This window comes from Amycolatopsis sp. cmx-8-4 (assembly GCF_046548675.1).
GTDB lineage: Bacteria > Actinomycetota > Actinomycetes > Mycobacteriales > Pseudonocardiaceae > Amycolatopsis.
Genome location: NZ_JAEBDZ010000009.1, coordinates 138,303 through 155,744 on the forward strand (window position 1 = coordinate 138,303; position 17,442 = coordinate 155,744).

Annotated in this window: 14 protein-coding genes; 2 read left to right on the forward strand and 12 right to left on the reverse strand. The window is 70.6% G+C overall.

The window, feature by feature from the left end; all coding sequences use genetic code 11:
- Positions 1 to 4 precede the first annotated feature (4 nt).
- From ACLJQZ_RS20915 to ddaH, 11 genes are all read right to left on the reverse strand, one after another.
- On the reverse strand, positions 5 to 1,945 hold the full coding sequence (locus ACLJQZ_RS20915; RefSeq protein WP_410621611.1) for an alginate lyase family protein: 1,941 nt from the start codon (positions 1,943 to 1,945) through the stop codon (positions 5 to 7).
- Positions 1,942 to 4,125 carry a bi-domain-containing oxidoreductase gene (locus ACLJQZ_RS20920; protein WP_410621612.1) on the reverse strand — a complete coding sequence of 728 codons (2,184 nt, stop codon included), beginning with the start codon at positions 4,123 to 4,125 and terminating at the stop codon, positions 1,942 to 1,944. Before ACLJQZ_RS20920 ends, ACLJQZ_RS20915 begins: the two co-directional genes overlap by 4 nt.
- Positions 4,122 to 6,041 carry an asparagine synthase (glutamine-hydrolyzing) gene (asnB, locus tag ACLJQZ_RS20925; RefSeq protein WP_410621613.1) on the reverse strand — a complete coding sequence of 640 codons (1,920 nt, stop codon included), beginning with the start codon at positions 6,039 to 6,041 and terminating at the stop codon, positions 4,122 to 4,124. Before asnB ends, ACLJQZ_RS20920 begins: the two co-directional genes overlap by 4 nt.
- 36 nt (positions 6,042 to 6,077) lie before the next feature.
- Entirely contained in the window at positions 6,078 to 7,859 is a 1,782-nt protein-coding gene (locus ACLJQZ_RS20930; RefSeq protein ID WP_410621614.1) for a Wzz/FepE/Etk N-terminal domain-containing protein, read from the reverse strand.
- On the reverse strand, positions 7,856 to 9,211 hold the full coding sequence (locus tag ACLJQZ_RS20935) for an exopolysaccharide biosynthesis protein (protein ID WP_410621615.1): 1,356 nt from the start codon (positions 9,209 to 9,211) through the stop codon (positions 7,856 to 7,858). Before ACLJQZ_RS20935 ends, ACLJQZ_RS20930 begins: the two co-directional genes overlap by 4 nt.
- A gap of 109 nt (positions 9,212 to 9,320) precedes the next feature.
- Positions 9,321 to 10,502: a glycosyltransferase family 4 protein gene (locus tag ACLJQZ_RS20940; RefSeq protein ID WP_410621616.1), complete on the reverse strand. Its 1,182-nt coding sequence runs from the start codon at positions 10,500 to 10,502 to the stop codon at positions 9,321 to 9,323.
- Positions 10,492 to 11,808, reverse strand: a complete 1,317-nt coding sequence (locus tag ACLJQZ_RS20945; RefSeq protein ID WP_410621617.1) for a nucleotide sugar dehydrogenase — start codon at positions 11,806 to 11,808, stop codon at positions 10,492 to 10,494. The genes ACLJQZ_RS20940 and ACLJQZ_RS20945 overlap by 11 nt, the downstream gene beginning before the upstream one ends.
- A 197-nt stretch (positions 11,809 to 12,005) precedes the next feature.
- Complete coding sequence (locus ACLJQZ_RS20950; protein ID WP_410621618.1) at positions 12,006 to 12,278, reverse strand: helix-hairpin-helix domain-containing protein; 273 nt, start codon at positions 12,276 to 12,278, stop codon at positions 12,006 to 12,008.
- A 75-nt stretch (positions 12,279 to 12,353) separates the two neighbouring features.
- Positions 12,354 to 13,079, reverse strand: a complete 726-nt coding sequence (locus ACLJQZ_RS20955; protein WP_410621619.1) for a glycoside hydrolase family 75 protein — start codon at positions 13,077 to 13,079, stop codon at positions 12,354 to 12,356.
- A 649-nt stretch (positions 13,080 to 13,728) separates the two neighbouring features.
- Positions 13,729 to 14,358 (reverse strand): polysaccharide deacetylase family protein, encoded by a 630-nt coding sequence (locus tag ACLJQZ_RS20960; RefSeq protein ID WP_410621814.1) that lies wholly within the window; start codon positions 14,356 to 14,358, stop codon positions 13,729 to 13,731.
- Between the two features lie 108 nt (positions 14,359 to 14,466).
- On the reverse strand, positions 14,467 to 15,318 hold the full coding sequence (gene ddaH, locus ACLJQZ_RS20965) for a dimethylargininase (protein WP_247060380.1): 852 nt from the start codon (positions 15,316 to 15,318) through the stop codon (positions 14,467 to 14,469).
- 74 nt (positions 15,319 to 15,392) lie between these two features.
- Here ddaH and ACLJQZ_RS20970 point away from each other — a divergent pair, with 74 nt between their 5' ends.
- Positions 15,393 to 15,839: an Lrp/AsnC family transcriptional regulator gene (locus ACLJQZ_RS20970; RefSeq protein WP_026468878.1), complete on the forward strand. Its 447-nt coding sequence runs from the start codon at positions 15,393 to 15,395 to the stop codon at positions 15,837 to 15,839.
- 243 nt (positions 15,840 to 16,082) lie between these two features.
- Here ACLJQZ_RS20970 and ACLJQZ_RS20975 read toward each other — a convergent pair whose 3' ends face one another.
- Entirely contained in the window at positions 16,083 to 16,466 is a 384-nt protein-coding gene (locus tag ACLJQZ_RS20975; protein WP_410621620.1) for a hypothetical protein, read from the reverse strand.
- A gap of 54 nt (positions 16,467 to 16,520) precedes the next feature.
- Between ACLJQZ_RS20975 and ACLJQZ_RS20980 the strand changes: the two genes are divergently transcribed.
- Positions 16,521 to 17,285 carry an enoyl-CoA hydratase gene (locus tag ACLJQZ_RS20980; protein WP_410621621.1) on the forward strand — a complete coding sequence of 255 codons (765 nt, stop codon included), beginning with the start codon at positions 16,521 to 16,523 and terminating at the stop codon, positions 17,283 to 17,285.
- Positions 17,286 to 17,442: the final 157 nt, after the last annotated feature.

A 17,442-nucleotide genomic window follows, 5' to 3' on the forward strand; every position in this document is an offset into this window, starting at 1 on the left:
GGTCCTAACTGAAGCGGAGCAGGGTGGTCGAGTGTCCGGGAGTGCCGGAGCCGATCAGGGTGGTCGAGGGTTCCTTGCGGCCGAAGCCCGCCGAGTACCAGCCGAGCGGCGGGTCGAGCTCACCCCGGTGGGCCGTCCACGTCAGCTCGGCCGGCAGTTCCAGCTCCGCGGTGTGGACGGGGGCCAACGTCCGGCCATCACCCTCCCAGCGCAGGTGGGCGACGTTCCCGTCCAGGGTGGCCGTGACGGCCGGGCCCAGGTGGAACACCAGCCGCGCGGCCGGGCCCGTGTCGCCGAGCACCTCGTCGACGATCTTCAGCACGGCGCCGTCGAGCTCGACCGTCCGGCGGTGCACCGCCGGTGCGTAGCCGTCGTGGGCCGCCGACCAGTGGGACGGGCCGTGGTCGGGGGTGTGCACGCCGAGCACCTTCGTCACCGCGTGCCGGGTCCAGAGGAACGGCCCGCCGGACACCGACTGGTCCTGACCGCCCAGTTCGAGGGTGTTGTGGCCGAGCGTGGAACGGAAGTACGACCGCCACTGCGGCTCGCCGTGGTAGCAGAAGGTGCCCGGGTCGGCGAGGATGTCGACGCCGTCGTGGCGGACCTCCACCGCCAGCGCGTCGGCGTGGGCGTGGGCGGCGATCGACAGGAAGCCGTGCGGCCCGCCGTCGCACCGCGCCCAAACCTTTCCCGAGCGCAGGATCGTCATGCCCGCGTCCCGCAGGTGGGCGGGACACCGGCCGGAGCGGACGCCCGTGGCTCGCGGTGTCCGGAGGGCGAGCGCGGTCAGCAGCGGCGTGCGGACGTCGTCACCCGGCACCGGCCACCAGTCGAGGCGGCCGAACAGGACCTCGCCGGTGGCCAGCAGCGACGCCCAGCGGTTGGTCTCGGAGCCGTCGACGATCAGGCCGAAGCCGTCGTCGGCGTCGCCCTGCCGCGGCGGCCGGAACCGATTGTCCACAATGGACGCCAAGGCGTCGGTCATCCGGAGCAGCACGTCCCAGGTGGAGTCCGGCACCGGAGTACCCGCGGCGTCGGCTTCGAGCGCCGCCGCGAGGCCCAGCTCCAGCACCAGGCCGTGGTACTCGGACGCGAGCTCGGCGTTGAGCCCGGAGTCGAAGGTGTTGCGGCCCAGCTGGACGTCCAGCGAGCGGGTCGCCTCGGCCCGCCAGCGCGGCGACTCCGGGAACCAGCCGAACGCGCACGCCGCGGCCAGCAGGCCGGCGTCCTCGGCGATGACGTGGTTGTTCGCCGACGAGCCGTGACTGCGCAGGGTCGCCAGCCAGTTCTGGTGGTGCCACAGCTGCAGGTGGAAGTCCGGGTTGTCCTCGAACAACGCCGTGACGCCCGCCCAGCCGTCGAGCAGGCGGCGGACCCAGACCCACGACAGCAGCCGGATGCCCAGCTCGATGCCGCTCACCCAGTGCGGCCCACGCAACGGCGGGTTCGCCGCCCACCAGGACCGCAGGTGCGCGGCGACGCGCTCGGCGTACGTCTCGGTGCCGGTCAGGGCGTACGCCACGGCCAGCACGGTGAGGTGCTGGTGGCGCGACGGCTCCCAGATCTGCTTGATGTCGCCGACCTCGTCCTCCGACCGGTACGACACGTCGAAGGCGTAGACGTCCAGCGGCGCGCGGCGGCCGGTCTTCGGGTCCAGGGCCCAGTCCGGCGACACCATGTCGTCGCGCAGGACACCGAAGTACTCGGCGCGGCCGGCCATCAGATGATCGGCCGTGGCCAGCAGCCGCGTGACGGCCTCGCCGGAGACCTTGCCGAGGACGCCGTCCGGCAGCTGGGCGGTGAACCGTGGGTGTGACGGCCACGCGGGCGGCTCGGGCAGCGCGGACCGCCACTGCCGCTGGACGACGGCGTGCCGAGCACGGCCGACGACCTCCGCCGGCCCCATCCGGGACAACCGGCGGAGGTACCAGCCGGGACCCATCATGCCGGGGCACCCGCCTTCCGCGGCAGCTCGATCCGGACCGGCGCCGAGTTCGCGACGCTGGTCTGGGCGGCGAGCGTGGCCAAGGTCGTCGCGGCCAGCGAAGCGACCGAGATCGGCATCGGGCCACCCGTGCGGACGGCTTCGAGGAAGGCGTCGACCTCGGCGGCCTGGCCCTTGTCGCGGCCCTTCGGGATCCGCGAGCTCGCCCACTTCTTGCGGGAGAACACCGACGCGCGGACGAAGTCGTCGAACTTCAGGACCTTGCCGTCGGCGGTGACGTCGAGCGTCTCCTTCGGGAAGCCCGACGAACCGCTCTCGGCGTAGGTGATGACCGCGGTGGAACCGTCTCCGTAGCCGAGGGTGATCTGCAGGTCCGTGCCGCCGGTCGCGTAGACCGAGACCGGATCCGCGTCGAGCAGCCAGCTCACGGTGTCGATGAAGTGCCCGCCTTCACCGGCGAACCGGGAGCCCTCGGTGGCGGTCTGGTTGTACCAGCTGCCGTGGTCGAGACGGCCGGCGTTGACCAGGTAGCGGACCGTCGCCGGGCCGACGCGCGGGCCGAACTGGCCGCGGGCTTCGTGCAGCAGCGGCGCGAACCGGCGGTTGAAGCCGACCTGCAACCGGTCGTTGCCGGACTCCTCGATCGCGTCGAGCACCTTCTGCAGCTCGGTTTCCGTCAGCGCCAGGGGCTTCTCGACGAACACCGTCTTGCCCGCGAGCAGCGCCTGGCGGGTCAGCTCGGCGTGCGAACTGTGGCGGGTGACGACGAAGACAGCGTCGATCGAGTCGTCACCGAGCACGTTGTCGATGTCGGTGGACGCCTCGGCGAAGCCGAACTTGCGCCGCGCGTTGGCGCCGGACAGCGCCGACGTCGTCGCGACGTGCTTGAGCTCGACGTCGTCACGCTCGACGAGGTGCGGCAGCAGCATCGACGACGCGTAGTTGCCGGCCCCGACGAAGCCGAGGCGCACCGGCTGCCCGGCGGGCTTCGGCGCGGCCTTGTGCTCGACCAGCCCGATCCGCGCGGACGTCACGACCGGCTCGGTCTTCGCGACCGCGTCCGGGTAGCGGAACAGCACCGCGACGGCCTTGAGCTCACCGTCGTTGAGGGACTTGTACGTCTCGACGGCCTCGGAGAAGTCCGAGACGTGCGTGATCAGCGGCTCGACGTCAAGGCGGTCACGGTGGATCAGGTCGATCACGCACTCGAGGTTGCGGCGCTCGGTCCAGCGGACCTGGCCGATCGGGTAGTCCCGGCCTTCGAGCTCGTACGACGGGTCGTAGCGGCCGGGGCCGTACGAGCGGGAGAACCGGACGTCCAGTTCCTTCTCGTAGTAGGCGTTCCACGGCAGGTCGAGCTTGCACTTGCCGATGTCGATCACGCGGCCGCGGTCGCGCGACAGCTTCGCGGCCAGCTCCACCGGGTCGTTCGTGTTGCCGCCCGCGGCGAGGTACGTCTGGTCGACGCCCGCACCGTGCGTCAGCTCGTCGACGGCGGTGTCCACCACGCCGGAGCCCGGGTGGCTGCACACCAGCGCGCCGAGGCTCTCGGCGAGCTTGCAGCGCTCCGGGTCGGGATCGACGCCGAAGACGCGCACACCGGACGACACCAGCAGCTGCACCACGAGCTGGCCGATCAGGCCGAGCCCGATGACCAGGGCGACGTCGCCGATCTGCGGCTCGCCGCGGCGCACACCCTGCATCGCGATCGAGCCGACGGTGCCGAACGCCGCGTGCCGCGGGTCGACCCCGGCCGGCACGCGCGAGTAGAGGTTCTTCGGCACCCAGTTCAGCTCGGCGTGCAGCGCGTGCTCGTTGCCCGCGCAGGCCACGAGGTCGCCGACCGCGACGTCCGTGATGCCGTCGCCGACCTGCTCGACGATGCCACACAACGAGTAACCGAGGGGCGTGTATGAGTCCAGTTTGGACGTCACCTTGCGGTAGGTCGCCGAGAGACCGTTGGTCGCCACGCTCTGGACGACCTTCGCGACCTGGTCCGGCCGGGCTCTCGCTTTGCCCACCAGGGACAGGCTCGCCTCGGACACCTTCATCATCTCGGTGCCGGTCGAGATCAGGGAGTACACCGTGCGGACGAGCACCCCGCCGGCCTTGCACGCGGGCTCGGGCACTTCCAGCAGTGCCAGTTCACCGCTCTTGTAGTTCTGGACGACCTGCTTCACTTCGCTCCCGCTCCCGACATCGCGTTCCGGTACCAGTACTCAAGGGTCAAGATGTGCCAAAGGTGCTTGCTGCGGTCCTGCTGGCCGGCGGCGTCCTCGGTGACCATCCGCTGCAGTGCTTCGCGCTGCAGGAAACCGGATTCGACGAGCACGCCCTCGTTGACGACCTCACGCACCAGCGGCGCGAGGTCGCGGCTCATCCAGGCCCGCAGCGGCGCGCTGAACAGGCCCTTCGGCCGGTGCACGATCTCGCTGGGCAGGATGTTGAGCGCCGCGTTCTTGAGGGCGACCTTGCCGGCGCGGCCGACGATCTTCTTGTTGCCGGGGGTCCGGAACGCCGCGCGGACGACCTCGACGTCGACGAACGGCGTCCGCACCTCGGTGGACGCCGCCATCGTCGAACGGTCGGTGTAAGTCAGGTTCAGGCCGGGCAGGAACATCCGCGAGTCGGCCAGGCACATCCGGTTGACGAAGTCGTCGAGCGACTGGTCGTTGTACGTGTCGGCGTGCTCGGTGAGGACGTCGTCGACGGTCGGCGCGAGGTCCGGGTTGAGCAACCCGAGCAGCTCGGCCTGGTCGTACATCGTGTAGCTGCGCCGGAACGCCGTCTCCTCGGGCAGGCCCGCGAACGACAGGAACCGCTTCGCGAACCGCACCGAGCGGTAGCCGCGCTTGGCCGAGGCCACCGGCAGCCGGTCCACCAGGGACTCCACCGGACGCCGGACCGCGCCCGGAACCTTGTGGTAGCGCAACGCGATCAGGTTCGCGAGGTGCTTGCGGTAGCCGGCGAACAGCTCGTCGGCGCCCATGCCGGACAGCATCACCTTGACGCCGGCGTCGCGCGCGGCCGAACAGATCAGGAACGAGTTGATCGCCGCCGGGTCGCCGATCGGCTCGTCGAGGTGGTAGGTCATCTTCGGCAGCAGGTCGAGCACCTGCGGCGCGATCTCGATCTCGTGCAAGTCGACGCCGAACTGCTTGGCCACGATCCGGGCGTACTTCAAGTCGTCCGGCATCGCCTCGAACTTGGCGTCCTCGGCGCGGAACCCGATGGTGTAGGCCGAGATCCCCGGCTGCGACCGCGCGGCCAGCGCCGTCAGGTAGCTGGAGTCCAGCCCACCCGAGAGGAACGTCGCGACCGGGACGTCCGAGAGCAGGTGCTTGACGGTCGACTCGGCGATCACCTCGTGCAGGTCGACCTCGTCCTCGAAGGCCGCGCCCTCTTCGGCGACCTCGCGCAGCGACCAGAAGCGGCCGCGGTCGACCCGGCCGTCCGGGCGGCAGCGCAGCCAGGTGCCCGGCTGCAGCTTCTCCGCGCCTTCGTAAGCGCAGCGGCTGTCCGGCACCCAGTAGTAGAGCAGCGACGCGACCAGCGCGGCGTTGTCGATCTGCAGCGACCCGCCCAGCTCGCCGGCCAGCGCCTTCAGCTCGGAGGCGAAGGCGACACCGCCGGCCCGGTGCACGAAGAACAGCGGCTTGATGCCCAGCTGGTCGCGGACCAGGAACAGCTCGCCGGTGCCCTCTTCGAACATCGCGAAGGCGAACATCCCGCGCAGCTTCGGCAGGCAGTCGGTGCCCCAGCGCCGCCACGCCTGCAGCAGCACCTCGGTGTCGGACGTGCCGCGGAAGCGCACGCCGGCGGCCGTCAGCTCGGCGCGCAGCTCGGGCGCGTTGTACAGCTCGCCGTTGTAGCTCAGCGCGAGGCCGTCGAGGACCATCGGCTGGGCGCCGGTCTCGGTCAGGTCGACGATCGAGAGCCGCCGGTGTCCCAAGTGGACTTCACCGGCGCCGGAGCCGCCGACGACGTGGTCGTAGCGGCCGGAGCCGTCCGGCCCGCGGTGGGCCAGCGTCTTCGTCAGCCGGTCGGTCAGCGGTCCGCCGTCCGGCCAGAGGTAGGTGCCTGCGATGCCGCACATCTCGAGTGGGTTCCCCTTCGTCGCGGCGCGCCGAGGTCAGGAGACCTCCGCGCTCTTTTCGGACTCGAGCTCGGCGTTCAGTTCGCCTTGGTGCGTCGGCTCGCCGTGGTCGCGCTTGAACGGCGTCGGCCGCTTCGGCTTGACCGGGGCGAACTTCTTCGTCGGCGCGTCCGCGTGCGGAACGCTGACCTTGCCGGGTTCAGGAAGCTTCGGGTCCGGCTTCGGTGCCTTGGGTGGCAGCGGCCTGGCGACCTGCGGAACCATCGGCCGGACCGGCGCGAACTTGCGCGTCGGCGGGTCCACCAGCGCGACGCGCTCGGCGACCCTGGCGGCCAGCTCGTCGATGCGGTCCTCGCGCTCGACGTCGGCGACCTTCGGTGCCGCGGGCGTCAGCCCGGCGCGGCCGCGCAACGCGGTGTGCAGGCCATCCCACAGCGTCCCGTCGGACTTGTCACGCGGGTCCGGGTCGACCAGCACCACGCCGAGAATCGGGATCTCCTGGTCGGCCAGCTGCCGCGCGACCGTGTGCAGCCACAGTGTGTTCGCGTGCCCGGCCTTGACGACCAGCACGGTCTCCGCGCCGAGGTGCTCCAAGTCGGTCCACGCGGTGCCCGGCGAGATGGTGCCGACGCCGACGCGGCGTTCGCCCGGCTCGGCGTCGGGATCGCCGACGCCCAGGACGACGACGTCGCTCTGGGTCTCGGCCGCCAGCTTCCGGACGTCCTCGCCCGGCAGGTCGTCGACGACGCTCGCGCGACCGCCCTCGCCGAGCTGCTCGGCGACGTCGAGGGCGAGCGCGGCCGTGATGCCCGGCGCGCCGAGCTCCAGCAGCGACACCTCGGTGATGTCCTTCTGGATCGCGCGGACCAGCGTCGTGGCGACACGCCGGCGTTCGGAGACGGCCCGGGAGCGGCGCCACAACCGGGACGGCCCGCGGCGCTTGGACGGCAGCTGCGCGATGACGGATGCGCCGAGTTGCGTCGAGATCTCGCGACGCAGCACCGGCCGGTCGCGCGAGACCGCGCCGACGGCGGCGAACGCGGTCCCGAGCGCCAGGCCCAGGGCGAACCCGATGCCGGCGTTGGTCGCCGTCGTCTTGAGGAACGCCTTGGGCAGCGCGCGGGGCGCGTCGACGATCTGGGTGCCGGCCGCGACCTGTGGGCTGCCGATGCCGGCCTGCTGGGCGCGGGAGTCGAAGTCCGAGACCTGCGACGCGAGCGCGGCGCGGCGGCCGTAGAGGCCTTCGAGGGTGCTGGCGTTGGCGTTGCGGCCTTTGCCGGTCTCGTCGGCGATCTGCGCGTCGACCTTGGTCAGTTCGTCCTGGGCGTTCTTGCGCTGGTCGAGGATGGCCTTCGACTGCGCCTCCGCGGCGGCCTGGCTGCGCTGGACGTGGTCGGCGATGAACGTGTCGGCCAATGCCTGAGCCTGCGCGACGGCCTCGCCGTCGCTCTTGGCCTTGACGGTGATCTGCATGACGTTGTTCGTCACGGGCAGGCCCGAGTAGTTCTTCATGAACTCTTCGGACGATTCGGTGCTGTTGAGCTTCTTCAGCGCGCCTTCGGCGATCTGGGTCGTCGACAGCACCGCGACGTCGGTGCGCATCAGCGTGCCGCTGTCGGTCGGCGAGTCGTCCTGGTGGACCACGATCACCTTGGCGACGGCGGTCGGCGGGGCCGGCAGCAGGATCGCGACCAGGGCCCCGGCGATCAGCCCGAGCAGCGCCGTGGCCAGCCAGAGCCGCTTGCGACGGCGGATGGTGACGAACAGCCGCTGCAGATCGACGAGCGGAGCAGCCGGAGTTTCGCTTGTAGTCGTCACGCCGAACCTGCCAAGGCTTTCTCGGGGGCTTCCGCCACGGGTTCGGCGACCGGCTCACGCGGCCGGACGGGATGGGTGAGAACCGCGCCGACGATCTCCCGCCCGGCTTCCGAGCAGGCCTCGGCGAGCGAGACGAGCTCCCACGCGGTGCGGCTGGCGGTGCTGAGCACGACCAGCACCCCGGAGCTCCCGCCGGCGTCCGGGACGGTCGGGCGGCCAGGGGTGACCTCTTGGATGCGCAGCGGCAGCGACATCCGGTCGGCCAGCGTGGCCAGCTGCGTCGCGGCCAGCCGGGCCGTCTCGTCGTCGTCGGCGATCAGCAGCAGGATGTCGGCGGGGCCGGTGGCCAGCCGGGCGAGCACCCGGCGGTACCGGATGTCGCGGTTGACGTCGTCGGCCGAGGTCGCCACCGGCGGCAGCACCCACGGCCGGTCGCCGCCGAGCAGGCGCCGCACCTTGCCGTACAGGCCGGTCGCCGGGAGGCGGTCGCCCTCCGGCGTCGGGACGTCGACGCCGGCGAGGATCGGCGAGCCGAGCGCGGACGCGATCTCCGGCTCGCCCCGCAGCCGCCGGTCGGCGCGTGCGGTGAAGAGGTGGCCGAAGACGCCGACGAGGAAGAAGAGCACCGCGCCACCGGCGGCCAGCTGCGTCATCGTCGGGGCGGCCGGGCCGGCCGGGCGCTCGGACGGGCCGAGCACCACGGTGTTGCCGACGCCGGTCGCGAGGTCGGCCTGGTTCAGGTCGTTGATCGCCTGCTCCAGCGATGTCCGCAGGCCTTCGAGCTGCGTGCGGACCTGGACGCTTTCCACGGTCAGGTCCCCGCCGACGGTCTTGGCGAGGTCGCTGATCTTCTGCGTGGTCAGCTGGACCTGCTGGCGCAGCGTCTCGCGCTGCTCCTGGGCCAGCTGCACCGAGGCGTCCGCCGAGTTGCTCGCCAGCTGCCCGGAGTACTTGACGAACTGCTGTGCGATCTGGTCGGCGAGCTGCTGGGCGTGCTCGGCGGTGTCCGCCGAGACGGTGATCGTGACGACGTTGCCGTTCGCCACCGACGCCGTGACCTGTTTCTTCAGGTCGGCGCCGGTCGGGTGCCACTGCAGCTGCGCGGCGGCGCGGTCGAGCACGACCGAGCTGGTCGCGACCTCGGCCTGGGTGAGCAGCTCGTCCGCTTGGCGCGGTCCTTGCAGCAGGACGCTGGACGAGGTCTGGTACCCGGGCGAGAAGAGGACGGAGGCGCCGGCTCCCACCGCCGCTCCGAGGACGGCGAGGGCGACCAGCAGCCGCCAGCGCCGGCGGAGAACCTGCCCGATCAGGCTCAGGCGCACCGTGTCGTCAGTCACCGGCGAGGTCTCCATTCCTGGGGCGAGTACGCCGAACGGCTTCAGTGGATCGGCCGGTTACCCGATCCGTCGTCCGGCCGGGACCATTGGTTACACGTCCGGTGACTTCTTGACCGAACGGCGATCAGGAACCGAGTGCGTGCTCGTACGCGGCGAGGAGGGCCTTCGCCGAGTTCTCCCAGGACAGCGGGCCCGCGACCCGGGCCTGGCCGAGCTTACCCATCCTGACCCGCTCCTCGGGGTCGTCGAGCAGCCGCGAAACCAGGACCGCGAACTCCGCTTCGTCGTTCGCCGGGGCGTACACCGCGGCGTCGCCGGCCGATACGCGCGCTTCGCGCAGTTCGAACGAAACGATCGGCTTGCTCATCGCCATGTACTCCATGACCTTGTTCATCGTGGAGACGTCGTTGAGCGGGTTGAGCGGGTCCGGCGACAGGCAGACGTCGGCGGTGGACAGGTACCGGACCAGGTCCTCGTCCGAGATCCGGCCGGTGAACTCGACCTGGTTGGCCAGCCCGAGCTTCGCCGAGAGCGCGACCATGTCGTCGAAGGCGTCACCGGAGCCGACGAACACCGCGTGCCAGTCGGTGCGGCCGACGTCGTCACGCAGTTTCGCGAGCGCGCGCAGGGCGTAGTCGACACCGTCCTGCGGGCCCATCACGCCGAGGTAGGCCAGCAGGTACGGCTTGCCCTGCTTGAGCTCGGGCTCGACGGGGACCTCGTGGAACCGCTCGACGACCGGCGCGCTGCGCACGACGTAGACGTCCTCGGGCCGCTTGCCGCCGCGGATCCGGGCGACCTGCTTGTAGCTCTCGTTCGTCGAGATGACGACGTCGGCGGCCCGGTAGGTGGCGCGTTCCAGCGCGCAGACCCCGCGGTAGAGGAGATCCTGCCCGCGGTCGAAGCGCGACAAGTACAGCTCTGGGCACAGGTCGTGCTGGTCGAAGATGAACCTCGCGCCCTGCCGTTTGAGCACCTTCGCGACCAGGTACAGCAGGTCCGGCGGGTTGCAGGCGTGCACGACGTCGACCGGCCCGACCTTGCGGGCCAGCCGCAGCGTGTGCCATAGCGCGCTGCCGTACTCCTGCAGGTACCCGGCCGGGCCGCCGGTCGCGGCCTTCAGCGGATAGCGGTGGATGTGGACGCCGTCGATGACGGCTTCGGCCTCGGTGTCGCGTTTGGTGCCCTGCGGGCAGATCACGTGCACCTCCCAGCCGGCGTCGCGCAGGGTCGTGGACTCCTGCCAGACGCGCCGGTCGAAGGGCACGGAAAGGTTTTCGACGAGGATGAGCGCTTTACCAGGCAAGGCCGGCGTATCCCTCTTCAAGGCGACGCTTCTCGGCGTCGGGCAGGCGGACGAGGTCGATCAGCACCCGGTCGCCGCCGTGCGGCAGGGCCGCCAGCACGTCCGGGTCCTTGCAGCCGACGATCACGACGTCGGCGTGGTCCATGACTTCTTCGACGGACCCGGCGAGCAGCGAGCCGAGGTGCGGCAGCCGGCCTTCGATGTACTCGCGGTTGGCACCCATCAGCCGCGAAAGGCTGACGTTCGCGTCGTAGATCTTCAGGTCGTAGCCCTTGCCGAGCAGCTTCTCGGCCAGCTCGACCAGCGGCGACTCGCGCAGGTCGTCGGTGCCCGGCTTGAACGACAGCCCGTACAGCCCGACCTTGCGCTTGCCGGTGCGCGCGACCAGGTCGAACGCCCGCTGAAGGTGCTCTTCGTTGGAGCTGAGCACGTGCGACAGGATCGGCACCTTGACGTCGGCGCGGTGCGCGGCGTAGACCAGTCCGCGCAGGTCCTTCGGCAGGCACGAGCCGCCGAACGCGAAACCGGGCTTCAGGTAGGCCGGGCTGATGTTGAGCTTGGTGTCGGCGAGGAAGACGTCGATCACCTGGTGCGAGTCGAGGCCGAGCGCGCGGCAGATCGAGCCGAGCTCGTTCGCGAACCCGATCTTGAGACCGTGGAAGGAGTTGTCGGCGTACTTCGTCATCTCCGCGACCGGGATCGGCACGCGGAAGACGGCGCCGGGCAGGCCTTCGTAGAGCGCCGCGACGGCGTCACCGCTGAGCGCGTCGAACTCGCCGATCACCGTCTTCGGCGGGTCGAAGAAGTCGCGGACGCTGCTGCCCTCGCGCAGGAACTCGGGGTTCACCGCGACACCGAAGTCGACGCCGGCCGTGCGGCCCGAGGCCTTCTCCAAGATCGGGACCAGCAGGTCCAGGCACGTGCCGGGCAGCATCGTGCTGCGGAAGACGACCGTGTGCCGCTCGGTCTTCTTCGCGAGCGCCTCGCCGATCTCCTCGGCGACGCGCTCGAGGTAGACCGTCGAGAGGCTGCCGTTCGGCGCCGACGGCGTACCCACGCAGACCAGCGAAATCTTGCTGTCCGCGACGGCTTCCGCGACGTCGGTCGTGGCTCTCAGCGCCCCGCTCGCGACGACTTCGGCGGTCAGCTCGCCGATCCGCTCCTCGACCACCGGGGCGTTGCCCGCGGTGATGAGGTCGATCTTGACCGGGTTGACGTCCACGCCGACCACCCGGTGCCCCTGCCCCGCCAAGCACGCGGCGGAGACACACCCGACATAACCAAGCCCGAAGACACTGATCTTCACGCCAAAACCTCCGCTTTTCCCACGCGACCCATGAGTTGGTCGGCGAGCCCCCCTGGATCGTTACCGCGAGGGCCGCGAACGGGGTAATGCGTGAGACGGCCGTGAGGCGCAACAGTTTTCCGGTAAGAATCGCGTCTCGATTCGCCCCGCAATTGCATCTTGCAGGTGGACGGGCAACGCGTTCGGCGCAGTTCTCGTCAGCGGCCCCCGGAAAGATCCCCGAGAAGCTGTTTCCGTTCCGGGGTGTACGTCCACCACGGCCGGGGCGGCGCGCCGTCGGCTTGGTCGACCGCCGACATGAAGGTGTCGAGCACGCAGGGGTCGTGCCGGCGGCCATCGGTGGCGCAGAGGCGTTCGTACAGTTCAACCGGGTCGCGCCCGGCGAGCTGGGCGGGTTCGGTGATGCCGAGCCGGGTCAGGTCACGGACCATCGCCGGGCCGATGTTGGCCAGCTTCAGCAGTTCGCTCATGGGCCCAGCACAGCAGCCGGGACCGACCCGTGTCTTGTACGGATCGGCCCCGGCCGCGTGCTGCGTGGTGCTGCGTCAGTTGTTGTTCACGAAAGTCGTGGCGAGGCTTTCGCCCTTGCTGATCGCATTGGCGTGGTTCTCGATCGGGGAGACGGTCGAGTTCTTGAAGCAGATGTACGTCACACCGGAGTCGGTGCCGCCGTTGGACGGGTCCGGGTTGATGCCGAGATCCTTCGCCGTCGCGTAGGAGGCTTCGCCGATGATCTGGGTCGGGCCGGTGTCGCCGATGACCGCGTACTCGATCTTGCCGTTGTAGATCACCGCGCAGGAGCCGCCGCCCTTCAGCTGCGACGAGGTGTACTTCCAGATGCTGCTCGAGCTCGGCACGACGATGTAGGGCAGCTTCGCGGCACTGAGCGGCTTGCCGTCGGACTGGTGGAACGCCGTGTCGTCCTGGTAGCAGCAGTCGGTGTCCTCGTTGCACTGCGTCGTGCGCTGGCCGTCGCAGTCGATGTCCATGTCGGCCTTCCAGAAGACCGCGCCGTTGGCGTCACAGACGGCGACCGTCTTGGCCGAGACGTCCTCGTCCGTCTTGTACTTGCCGTTGGAGATCTGGGTGCAGCTGTTCGTCTTGGCCAGCAGCTGCGCCGCGGTCGGACCGGCTTCGACGGAGGCCGGTGCCGCAGCGGAGGCGGTCTGCGCCGAGATCGCCTGGGCTGGAGCCGGGGCGGCCGACGCGAGAGCCGAGGGCATCACGGCCGCGGCCAGCGCCATGGTCGCGAGCAGGATCAGTTTCCGCATTCCTGGTGCTCCCTTTAGTTAGGAAACTTTCCTTACGGCGGCGAGGGACACAGGATGCACCCGGACGGTGACGGGTTCAAGACCCAGAGGTACGAGAATTTCCCAGCATCCGGCGAGACTTGACGAAAACGCTGCTCACCGGACGCGGCCGCGGAGAACCGGTTCGGGACGTGTTCCGACCACCGGGAAGGCGGGCTGACGGTTATACCGACTGACCGTGTGACCGACTGACAGAGCCACCGCAGCCGAGACATACAGTCCGACCGACAGCCAGACTGACGGTTATACCGGCAGACAAGCCCGCCACGGCCGAGGCGCCCAGTCAGACCGACAGACCGCCTGACGGCTATACCGGCAGACAAGCCCGCCACGGCCGAGCCACGCAGCCGGGCCGACAACCATCCGACGGTTATACCGCCTTACTGACTCGCCGTCAGACCGGCTGACCGCCAGACTCGTAGACGGGCACCAGCCTGACGGGCTGACGGGCTGACGGGCTGACGGGCTGACGGGCTGACCGGCAGACCGGCAGACCGGCAGACCGGCAGACCGGCAGACCGGCAGACCGGCAGACCGGCAGACCGGCAGACCGGCAGACCGGCAGACCGGCAGACCGGCAGACCGGCAGACCGGCAGACGGTCATACCGACTAACTGTCAGCCCGTCGAAACAGCCATCGCATCCACTGCCCCCGGCGGCGGCCGCCGGCCAACACGCCATCCAGCCACTCCTGGTCGAGGTCGTGCCGCAGCTCCGTCCGCGGCTGCAGCCACCCGTCGCGGCTGGCCTCGCCGCCGTCGCTCGCGTACACCCGTGTCGCGCCCGCCTGCCGCAGCCGGTCCAGCACCCGCCGGTCGTAAGCGCCGAACGGCAGTGAGTACCGCCGCACCGGCCGGCCGCACAGGTCGCCGAGCAGCTTCGGGGCATCCGTCAGCTCCCGGCGCGCGTGGCGATCGTCGAGGCGGCGCCAGTCGCGCGGCTCCCAGCCGTGCGAGCCGATCTCCATGCCGGCCCGGGCGAGGTCGCGCAGGGCGTCGCGGTCGAGGTAGCCGCGTTGCCCGAGACGGCCGGCCAGCGGGAAGAACTCCGCCGTCATCCCGCGCTCCACGAGCCGGGGCAGCGCGATCTCGACGTCGGACTCGTTGCCGTCGTCGAAGGTCAGATGGACGTCCGCGCGTTCCTCGATCGCGTCGAGGATGCGGTCGAACTGCTCGACCGTCACCCAGCGTTCGTTCTCCCCCGGCTCGAGCTGGCGAGCCGGCCGGCCGATCCCGTGCATGGCGAAGTTCACCGCCACCGTTTCCACCCCCTGCCACCGCGCGTAGTCGAGCTGTTACCCCGATTAATCGCGGAAGCAAACGGGTGAGTTACACCCTTTTTCCGGCAATCAGCCTTTCCTGATTTCCAGCGTGCAGCACTTCGGCCCACCGCCGGCTTTCCGCAGCTCAGAGATGTCGACGTAGACCGGCTCGTACCCGCGCTCGGCGAGCAGTTCACCCAGTCGAGTGGCCTCGACGGGGAGGACGACGTTCCGGCCGTCGGACACCCCGTTCAGCCCGAAGCACTCGGCGTCGGCGGCGGTCGCGAGCACGGCGTCCGGGAACAGCCGCTCGAGCACGCGGCGTGATCCCGCGGAGAACGCCGCCGGGTAGTAGACGATCTGCGCGCGCGTCGTGTCGGTCGCCTCGGCGAGCACGAACAACGCCGTGTCGAGGTGGTAGTAGCGCGGGTCGACCAGGTTCAGCGAGACGACCGGGACACCGAGGACCTCCTGCGCCTCGGCGTGCGCGGCCGGGTCGGTGCGGAAGCCGGTGCCGGCCAGCAGCAGGCCGCCGGTCCAGGCGAAGTCGCCCTCGGCCTCGTTGATCTTCTCCGGCATGGTGATGTCGCGGTAGCCGTGTTCGACGAACCAGCGGCGGAAGTGCTCGGCCTCGGCGGTGCGCTGCGGCGCGCGGAACCGCGAGCCGAGGACGCGACCGTCGACGACCGTGCCGGAGTTCGCGGCGAAGACCATGTCGGGCAGCCCCGGCTGCGGGTCGATCTCCTCGACGGTGTGGCCGAGGCGGCGGTAGGTGTCACGCAGCTCGGTCCACTGCGCGACGGCGACGTCGGCGCTGACCGGCTGGGTCGGATCCATCCAGGGGTTGATCACGTAGTCCACCGCGAAGAACCGCGGCGGGCACATCAGGTATCGGCGGGTGGTCGGTACGCGAGCGGCCAAGGGCTGTGATCCCTGCATGAAAGTAGGGTAAGCGAGGCCGAAACTCGCAATCAATCGCTGTTCGCTGCGCGTATCTGTGCTAAGTGTTGCGTGTGAACACCATCGACCAGCGAATCGTTTCGTGCCTCGTGGCGAACGCCCGATCGAGCTACGCGGAGATCGGCAAGGTCGTCGGGCTGTCCGCGCCGGCGGTCAAACGACGGGTCGACCGGCTGCTCGAAACCGGCATCCTGCGCGGCTTCACGGCGGTCGTCGACCCGGAGGCGCTGGGGTGGGGCACGGAGGCGTTCGTCGAGGTCACGTGCCAGGGCAACATCACCCCGGCCCGCATCCGCGCGCGGCTGGAACCGCTGCCCGAGGTGGTCGCGGCGTACACGGTCTCGGGCGCGGCGGACGCGATCGTCCACCTGCGGGCCGCCGACATCCACCACCTGGAGACGGCGCTGGAGCGGCTGCGCGGGCTGGAGATCGTGGACCGGACGGTGTCGACGGTCGTGCTGTCCCGGCTGCTCGAACGCCCGCCGACGCCGGAGGAGTGACGCGGCCGGTCGCCAGGCTTGACGGCGGCCCGGAATCGGCCGCCGGTCGTGCTTCGCGGCAGCGCGAAGATCACGGAAGTGAACGGCTCGCGAGCTTCCGCTGACCGAAATCCGCCGGTCGCCGAGCCCGGGATCCGCCGCTGGTCGCGCCTCCCGGCTGCTCGAGGGCCGGTCGCGTGAACGTGTGCGGGGCGGCGCCCCCCGTCTTCCAGCGTAGCGGCGGGTACCGACAGTTTCGGCAGCTCAAGCGCCCAGGGCTCGGAGCACCGCCGGGGCTTCGTCCGGGTGCAGGCGCAGCTCCGTGCGGCCCGCGTGGAACGTGATCGCCTGCTCGTCCACCGCCTGCATCGTCAGTTCTCCCGGCTCGAACGGCGTCGGTGGCCGTCCCGGGGCCAGCCACTGGACACGGCCGGGCCCGACGAGGAGCCTGCCCTGCTGTTCTCGGCCGTCCGTCAGGGATGGGTCGCGTAGTACGCACGGGATCTTCACCTGCTCGCCTCGGCTCAACGCCTTCTGGCGCGCCGAGCGGCGGCGGGCTCCGAAGAACTCGGCCGTGTCGAGCATCGTCAGGATGTGTCCCGCGATCACGATGAACCCCCGGACCAGGGCTCCGACCAGTTCACCCATCCCTCCAGTCATACCCGAGCAAGGCGACGACCGCCTCGTGCCACCCTTACTCCCATGACCGACAGCATCGTCAGCGAGCACGCGGGCGGCGTCGCCCTGCTGACCGTCGACGCGCCCGGCAGCCGCAACGCGCTGACCCTGGCACTGTCTTCGCAGCTCGCGGACGCCGTCGCGGCCGCGGAGCGCGACGAGTCGGTGCACGCCGTCGTGGTCACCGGGACCCCGCCGGCGTTCTGCGCCGGGGCCGACCTCTCCGCGCTGGGCGCGGCCGACGAGGCCGGCCTGCGCGCCATCTACGAGGGCTTCCTCTCCGTCGCGCGCTGCACGCTGCCGACGATCGCGGCGATCGGCGGCGCCGCCGTCGGCGCCGGCCTGAACCTCGCCCTCGCCGCGGACGTCCGGCTGGCCGGGCCGCGCGCGAAGTTCGTCGCGCGGTTCCTGGAGCTGGGCCTGCACCCCGGCGGCGGGATGACGTGGATGACGCAGCGGCTGGCCGGCCCGCAGCAGGCCGCCGCCATGACGTTGTTCGGGCAGTCCCTGGACGCCGAGGCGGCGGTGCGCGCCGGGCTGGCCCTGCGCGTGGTCGACGGCGGGCACGACGACCTGCTCGCCGCCGCGCGGGAGCTCGCGGCTCCGGCCGTCGCCGCGCCGCGCGAGGCCCTGCTGGCGACCAAGCGCAGCCTGCGGACGACCGCCTCGCTGGCCGCGCACGCCGACGCCGTGGACGTCGAGATCGAGCCGCAGCTGGCGTCGCTGGCGTCCCCGGAGTTCGCCGAGCGGCTGGCGGCGATGCGGGCCCGGATCCGGTCCGGCCCGTGAGTTCTCACCACGTGGACGTGACGCGGGAGATGCGCGTCACAACGCCTCGTGACAGTTAACCGTTACCATCGGTTACAGGTATTTGTCGGACCAGCACAGAAGAACCACTAGCGCAGCGAAGAGGTCGTCCGGGACTCGGGACACTGGGAACATCGTG